Annotated in this window: 7 protein-coding genes; 5 read left to right on the forward strand and 2 right to left on the reverse strand. The window is 49.9% G+C overall.

Annotated features, from left to right (window positions below):
• A partial coding sequence (locus VN105_RS20410; RefSeq protein WP_325643649.1) for a hypothetical protein occupies positions 1 to 676 on the reverse strand: 676 nt, incomplete at its 3' end.
• Between the two features lie 124 nt (positions 677 to 800).
• Between VN105_RS20410 and VN105_RS20415 the strand changes: the two genes are divergently transcribed.
• Genes VN105_RS20415 through VN105_RS20435 form a run of 5 tightly spaced genes read left to right on the forward strand, consistent with a single transcriptional unit; the run spans position 801 to position 6,161 of the window.
• On the forward strand, positions 801 to 1,568 hold the full coding sequence (locus VN105_RS20415) for an SDR family oxidoreductase (RefSeq protein WP_325643651.1): 768 nt from the start codon (positions 801 to 803) through the stop codon (positions 1,566 to 1,568).
• Between the two features lie 13 nt (positions 1,569 to 1,581).
• The gene (locus tag VN105_RS20420) at positions 1,582 to 2,922 is read left to right on the forward strand and encodes an alpha-L-fucosidase (RefSeq protein ID WP_325643653.1); all 1,341 of its coding nucleotides are present in this window, start codon (positions 1,582 to 1,584) and stop codon (positions 2,920 to 2,922) included.
• A gap of 1 nt (position 2,923) precedes the next feature.
• Positions 2,924 to 4,165 carry an enolase C-terminal domain-like protein gene (locus VN105_RS20425; protein WP_325643654.1) on the forward strand — a complete coding sequence of 414 codons (1,242 nt, stop codon included), beginning with the start codon at positions 2,924 to 2,926 and terminating at the stop codon, positions 4,163 to 4,165.
• Positions 4,162 to 5,784, forward strand: coding sequence for a sodium:solute symporter (locus VN105_RS20430; RefSeq protein WP_325643656.1), 1,623 nt, complete (start codon positions 4,162 to 4,164; stop codon positions 5,782 to 5,784). Before VN105_RS20425 ends, VN105_RS20430 begins: the two co-directional genes overlap by 4 nt.
• Positions 5,785 to 5,813: 29 nt before the next feature.
• Positions 5,814 to 6,161 carry a HopJ type III effector protein gene (locus VN105_RS20435; RefSeq protein ID WP_325643658.1) on the forward strand — a complete coding sequence of 116 codons (348 nt, stop codon included), beginning with the start codon at positions 5,814 to 5,816 and terminating at the stop codon, positions 6,159 to 6,161.
• A 45-nt stretch (positions 6,162 to 6,206) separates the two neighbouring features.
• Here VN105_RS20435 and VN105_RS20440 read toward each other — a convergent pair.
• Positions 6,207 to 6,835, reverse strand: a 629-nt coding sequence (locus VN105_RS20440) for a DUF2625 domain-containing protein (protein ID WP_325643660.1), incomplete at its 5' end; no start/stop codon positions are given.

Here is a 6,835-nt window from a genome sequence, read left to right on the forward strand (position 1 = left end):
GGCTTTTAAAGAACCGGCAAAAGGAATGAACATTGATACCCGCAACAGCCGCTATTTCCGACAGGGGTATGTCTCTCCTGAAATGCCGGAAAATATATTTGAAGATATCATCCATCCTCGACTGGTCTTTATCATTATACAGGTTTACATAGTTGGTGCCGGCCAGGAGCTTGTATTCTTTGGCGCCCATCATGGTTTGCAGCAGGGTCATAAACGAGATGGTTTGAGGAAGGCCCTGCTGTTGCAGCATTTGCTGCATCAGCGCCAGGATCTCCGCTTTGGCTTTTCCATGGAACTGGATGCCCCGCTGTGCCTTTTTGAGCCATGTTTTCAACGCACTGGTATTGGTGAACAAGCTAAGATGTTCCAGCAGCAGATCCGGCGAAATATACAGCGCCAGCGATCTTGCCTGCAGCTTGTTTTTCCCTTCAAAATACTTTTGTTCGTTATGCCATACATGCGGGGTGCCCGAACCCACAAAGATCAGTTCCCCGCTTTCAAAATAACTGATATTGTCGCCAATGATACGGCGCCCGGCGCTTTCCACCACGTATACCAGCTGGCATTCATGATGGAAGTGAAACTCGGTGGAAAAATACGGCTGCGTAATTTCCTTTACCAGGTATACACTTTGTTCAAGGGCTTTATCGCCCGGTATGGCAAAAAGAGGCTTCATATTGTCTGCCTAAAATAGGTAAATTCAGTAAATAAGTCAAAATAGTGTTGATTTAAGTCAATTTCACCGGGATGACCTACCTTATCCCTGCTTACATTTGATTATCCACGGAAAATGAAAAATGATGATACTGCAAAATAAAATAGTGCTGATTACCGGCGGCGCATCCGGCATTGGCCAGGCCTGCGCGCAAACCTACGCAAAGCAGGGCGCTACTGTGGCGGTGATAGATAAAGACAACGCTGCATTGGACCGTTTGAAACAACAGATGGGCGCGCCGCATATTTTCCTCCAGGCAGATCTTAACAGCGGCCCCGCCATACAGCAGGCTATTGATACCGTATTGCAAACATACGGACGGCTGAACGCCATCCACAATAATGCCGGTGTTGCGAGTCCTTCGAAACCTTTACATGATACTACCGAAGAGGAATGGGAGCTGGTAATGAATGTAAATGTGCGGGGCATCTATTATACCACCCGCTATGGCATTGCCGCCCTGAAAGCTTCCCGTGGTTGTATCCTCAACACCAGCAGTATGGTAGGGGAAATAGGGCAACACAACCACGCCGCTTATGCCGGCAGCAAAGGAGCCGTAAACGCGCTTACCAAAGCCATGGCGCTGGACTATGCAGCAGATGGCATCCGGGTAAATGCAGTAGCCCCCGCCGGCGTATGGACACCCATGCTGCGGCAGTGGAGCAGGGAACAGCCGGAACCCGCACGCATTGCCCAATACCTGGATAATATTCACGCATTGGGATATTGCCCCGAAGCAGATGAGATCGCCGACGTATGTGCGTTCCTGTTATCTGACCAGGCGCGCTTTGTTACCGGTTGTATTATGCCGGTAAGCGGGGGCGCAGAACTCGGATATAAACACACCCTGTAAAATAAAGTGAACGATGAAAAAATTAGCTACTTTCTGTTTGTTGTTACTGGCACTCCGCAGCGGGGCGCAAACAAATGCACAGCTGGATCCGAAGATCCTTACCAGTAAAAAAGTAATGGACCAGTTCATGGATCTGCGCTTTGGCATGTTTATCCACTGGGGGCCCGTTACACTGAGAGGCACGGAAATAGGCTGGTCGCGCCACGTACAGGTGCCGGCTGCCGATTATGATACCCTGTACCGGCAGTTTAACCCGGTGAAATTTAATGCAGATGAATGGGTGAAAACTGCCAGCGATGCCGGTATGAAATACCTGACCATCACCGCGAAGCATCATGACGGATTCTGCTTATGGCCATCTGCCTATACTGATTATAATATTACTGCTACTCCCTTTAAGAAAGATGTAGTGGGACTGCTGGCAAAGGCGTGTAAAAAGTATCGCATAAAGTTCTGTATCTATTATTCAGTGCTCGACTGGCATTACCCCGAATACCCGGTCGATAATCCGAACGATACAACGGCGAAGGGCATACGAAAAGATGCGCATATGGAAAAGTATGTGACCTATATGAAAAACCAGCTGAAAGAACTGGTAACAAATTATGATCCTTATATGCTGTGGTTTGATGGCCCCTGGGAGAAGCCATGGACGCCGGAAATGGCGCTGGATATGTATGCCTGTCTCAAAACGCTGAAGAAGGATCTGATCATTAACAACCGCCTGGGCAAAGCATTTTCCGGCACCGGCGCTTCCGGCACCGCCAGGTTCCTGGGTGATTATGATACACCCGAACAGCGTATAGGCGACCTGGATATGAACACACCCTGGGAAACCTGCATGACCATCTGCGAACAATGGGCCTGGAAACCCAACGATAAAATGAAATCGCTGCAAACATGTATCCAAACGCTGGCGAAGGCGGCGGGTGGTAACGGCAACCTGCTGTTCAATGTAGGACCCCGCCCGGATGGCCTGATCGAACCTGCACAGGCAGCGCGTTTAAGGGAAATGGGCAACTGGCTGCATAAGTATGGCGCTGCCATTTATAACACGCACGGCGGTCCTTATTATCCCAACAGTAAATATGCCGCTACGCGCAGTGGCAATAAAATATACCTGCATGTTTTTGATGCTGCACAGCAAAGTATTGAACTGCCTGCTATGCCGGGTGTAAAAGTAACCAAAGCATACCTGCTGAAAGGCGCTGCAGTGAAGCTGACTGCAACAGCTGATCAGCTCACGATAACATTGCCGGCGGTATTACCTGATGCCAATGATACCATAGTGGTACTGGAAACAGATAAGCCGGCAATAAGTGTGACTCCTATAAAAAATGATAAGTTAAAATAAGATGATCAGTAAGATAGTTGTAAAAGATGCCCGGTTCCCTTTAACAGGCGGCGCCGGTAGTGATGCAGTGCATCAGAATCCCGTATACTCGTACACGGTAGCCTGCCTGTACGACGATAAAGGCAACTGCGGTACCGGCCTGGCCTTCACTTTAGGGGCAGGTAATGAACTGGTATGCGCTGCCGCCAGGTTTTATGGGGAACAGCTCATAGGCAGGGAATTAACGGAAGTGATGTCGTGTTTCGGCGACTGGTTTAAACAACGCTCGGATGAGCAGCAGTTCCGTTGGCTGGGTCCCCACAAAGGGGTGGTACACCTGGCGCTGGCAGCAGTTACCAATGCGTGCTACGACCTGTGGGCAAAACAGCAACAGGTGCCTTTATGGAAACTGTTGCTCGATCTCACACCTGAACAGGTAGTGAATACGCTCGATCTCTCTTACCTGGAAGAGGTGTTGCCACGGGAAGAAGCCATCCGTATGTTAACGGAGATGCAAGATTCGAGGACTAACCGGGAAGACGTGCTGCGCACGGGTTACCCGGCATATGATACCTCCGCCGGCTGGTTCAATTACTCCGACGATCAGCTGGAAGTGAATTGCAAACGTGCCCTGGATAACGGCTTCCGTGCACTGAAATTAAAAGTAGGCGCCAAAGACCCGGAAACGGATATACGAAGAGCGCATATTGTAAGAAATGCAGTTGGCGATGAGATCAAAGTAATGGTAGATGCCAACCAGCAATGGAATCTGCCGCAGGCAATTGCTATTGGTAAAAAACTTGCAGCCATTAATCCTTACTGGATAGAAGAGCCTACCCACCCGGATGATGTGCTGGCGCATAAAACACTGGCCGATGCGCTGAACCCGCTGAAACTGGCTTTAGGCGAACATGTGCCCAATAAAGTAATTTTTAAGAACTACCTGCAAACCGCCAGCGCCGGCTTTATACAGGTAGATGCCGTTAGGGTGGGGGGAGTAAGTGAGTTTATTACCGTAAGCCTGCTGTGTAAAAAGTTTGGTGTACCGGTGGTTCCGCATGTAGGCGATATGGGACAGCTGCATCAGCACCTGGTGTTGTTCAATCATATTGGAATGGGGCATGAAGCCTTGTTCCTGGAGCATATCCCGCACCTGCGCAAACACTTTGTTCATCCTGCACAGATCACCGGCGGCTTTTATCAAACGCCTCAAACGCCGGGCAGCAGTTGTGATCTGCTTGCGCTTAATACTTTCCCCGGATGATAGCCAGTACAGATATTATCATCAGCATTTGCTACGTGGCCCTGATAGTGGGGCTTGGCTTCTGGGCCGGGTTATCCGGTAAGAAGAATGATTCGGCGGCCGGGGAGTATTTCCTGGCCGGTAAATCGCTGCGATGGCCCATGATAGGCATGGCATTGTTTGCCACCAATATTTCCTGTTTGCACCTGGTGAGCCTGGCCCAGAGCGGCTTTGATACCGGCTTGCTGGCAGGTAATTTTGAATGGATGGCTGCTTTCACATTGATATTACTGGCGCTTTTCTTTGTACCGTTTTATATCCGTTCAGGAGTGGCTACGCTGCCGGATTTCCTGGAGCGGCGGTATAACCGTGCGTGCCGCGACTGGCTGGCGGTGGTATCCGTGGTATCGGCGGTGGTGATCCATATTGCGTTTTCCTTCCTGGCTGGTGGCATTGTGCTGGAAACGCTGTTTGGTATCAACATGTTTACCAGCATTATTCTCATTGCCGCGGTAACAGGCGCCTATACGATTGTAGGTGGACTCAGGGCCGTAGTAGTAACGGAATCTGTGCAAACGGTGGTGTTGCTCACCGGTGCGGTGATCATCACGGTATTGTCGTGGTGGAAGGTTGGTGGCTGGCAACCGGTGATGCAGGTATTGCAGGAAGGCGGGCAGCTGGATAAGCTTTCCATGTTGCATCCGGCGGGCGATCCCAATGGGCTGCCCTGGTACGCCGTATTCCTGGGTTATCCTGTTATTGGTATCTGGTACTGGTGTGCGGATCAGACTATTGTGCAACGGGTGCTGGGAGCAAAAGATGAAAATCATGCACGTACCGGCGCCTTGTTTTGCGGCTTTATAAAAGTATTGCCTGTTTTTATTTTTATTCTTCCCGGGCTGCTCGCATATGTGCTGTACAAACAAGGCCATCTTGACCTTGAAGTATTGCGGCAGGGCGACGGGCAGCTGCATACAAAAGGGATCTATTCCGTGATGATCACAAGGCTGGTGCCAACAGGGCTGGTGGGCGTACTGGTGGCAGCCTTGCTATCTGGCCTCATGAGCCAGATCTCCGGTGCGCTGAACTCTATCGCCACATTGGTGAGCTACGACCTGTATAAGCGGAACCGTCCGCAGGCAACAGATAAACAACTGGTGAAAACAGGCCGCATTGCGGCTGGTTTGGCGCTGGTGTTGTCCATCGGGCTCTTACCCTTGCTGAACAGGTATGAAAGCCTTTTTAACGGCATTAATGACGTTATATCGCATATAGCGCCGCCCATCACCTGTGTGTTCCTTTTAGGTGTGTTCTGGGAAAAGGCTTCCTCCCTTGCGGCGCAGTATACTTTATGGATAGGTTCTGCATTGGGAGCTGCCGTATATCTTACCGGCAAACTATACCCGGTTAATATCCCGCCGCTGATGGTGGCGTTTTACCTGTTCGTGGTTTGCGTGGTGTTGCAGGTGGTATTGTCGTTTGTATTCCCGGTACAGCATACTGCGGAAAGCAGGGGCCTTTACTGGGAAAGCCCGTTGGCGCCATTGCGGGTAAAAGGATGGCCGGGCCTGGGCAATTATAAAGTATTATCCGCTGTATTACTACTGGTGATGGCGGTTCTTTACTGGTGTTTCCGGTAAATGCAGCTTTAAATTTCTATTTTTGCTGCATGAAAGAACAACTGACTACTTTGCTCAACGAACTAAAAAGCAATGCACGCCCGTTCAAAGAGGTGCTTGAGTTTATAGATACTTACTATCAGCATCAGCCAACCGCTTTTAAAAACGGGGAAGCATACAACGAGGCTGCCCAGAACCAGGGAAGTGCCCGGGTTTTTGCTTTTGCACAGCTGAATAACCTGGAACAGGAAGATACGCTTCACTTATTTGCAGAACATTATCAATCGGTATTAAACAGCCCGGAGGGAACAGATCACCAGAATATCAGGCAGTTTATGATTCATGGCTGGCCGGGGATCGTTTTTGAAGGGCAGGCGCTGCTGGAGAAGCAGGTGTAAGGCATTAAAAGACGAGGCCATCTCATTTTGAGATGGCCTCGTCTTTTAATGCCCTAATTGTTCCCGCAGGTCCATTTGCAGGAACCATAGTTCCTCCACCGGTACAGCTCTTCTGCTCGTGTTTTCTATGTCTTTTCCTTCTTTACTAAAAAGGAATGGCACAAAGCTGAATGCCTGGTTACCGTTTAATGCGGCTACGTCTTCGCGCCAGCTTTTCCAGCGGAATGCACCATAAAATCCTTCGATATCGCCGGAGCAGCAAAAGGAAATGAAATCGCTGTAACTGATCTCCATATTTTCCCATTCCAGGGTGTCGGGGGCAAAATAAAATACGCTGCCAATGCCTTCCTGTGGGGCAATGCCACCGGCATTAATGGCGAAGAAGCCACCTATCACATCATCTGCTATTAATAAAAAGCCGGGTTGCTCACCGGGCTGTGTATGCGATTTTCCTTCATTCCAGCCAGGCAAGGTGCGGTTCAGTTTTTCGTGGCCCGAGCCAAGTACCCTGATCCATCCATGGTCTACCAGCAGGCCGCCGGATTCATAAATGATGGCGCCCATAGGGGAGCGGGTGGTTACCTGGGTTTGATATAAAGCCTGCCCTGCACGGGCGTTGTCTTTCGGAAGGATTTCTATATGATTGTTACCATCTTTGATCCATCCCTTTACCA

The sequence above is a fragment of the Chitinophaga sp. genome (assembly GCF_035564935.1).
Classification (GTDB): Bacteria; Bacteroidota; Bacteroidia; order Chitinophagales; family Chitinophagaceae; genus Chitinophaga.

Coding starts and splice junctions, on each gene's coding strand:
- VN105_RS20415 (WP_325643651.1), top strand. CDS start 801: ATGATACTGCAAAATAAAATAGTGCTGATTACCGGCGGCGCATCCGGC.
- VN105_RS20420 (WP_325643653.1), top strand. CDS start 1,582: ATGAAAAAATTAGCTACTTTCTGTTTGTTGTTACTGGCACTCCGCAGC.
- VN105_RS20425 (WP_325643654.1), top strand. CDS start 2,924: ATGATCAGTAAGATAGTTGTAAAAGATGCCCGGTTCCCTTTAACAGGC.
- VN105_RS20430 (WP_325643656.1), top strand. CDS start 4,162: ATGATAGCCAGTACAGATATTATCATCAGCATTTGCTACGTGGCCCTG.
- VN105_RS20435 (WP_325643658.1), top strand. CDS start 5,814: ATGAAAGAACAACTGACTACTTTGCTCAACGAACTAAAAAGCAATGCA.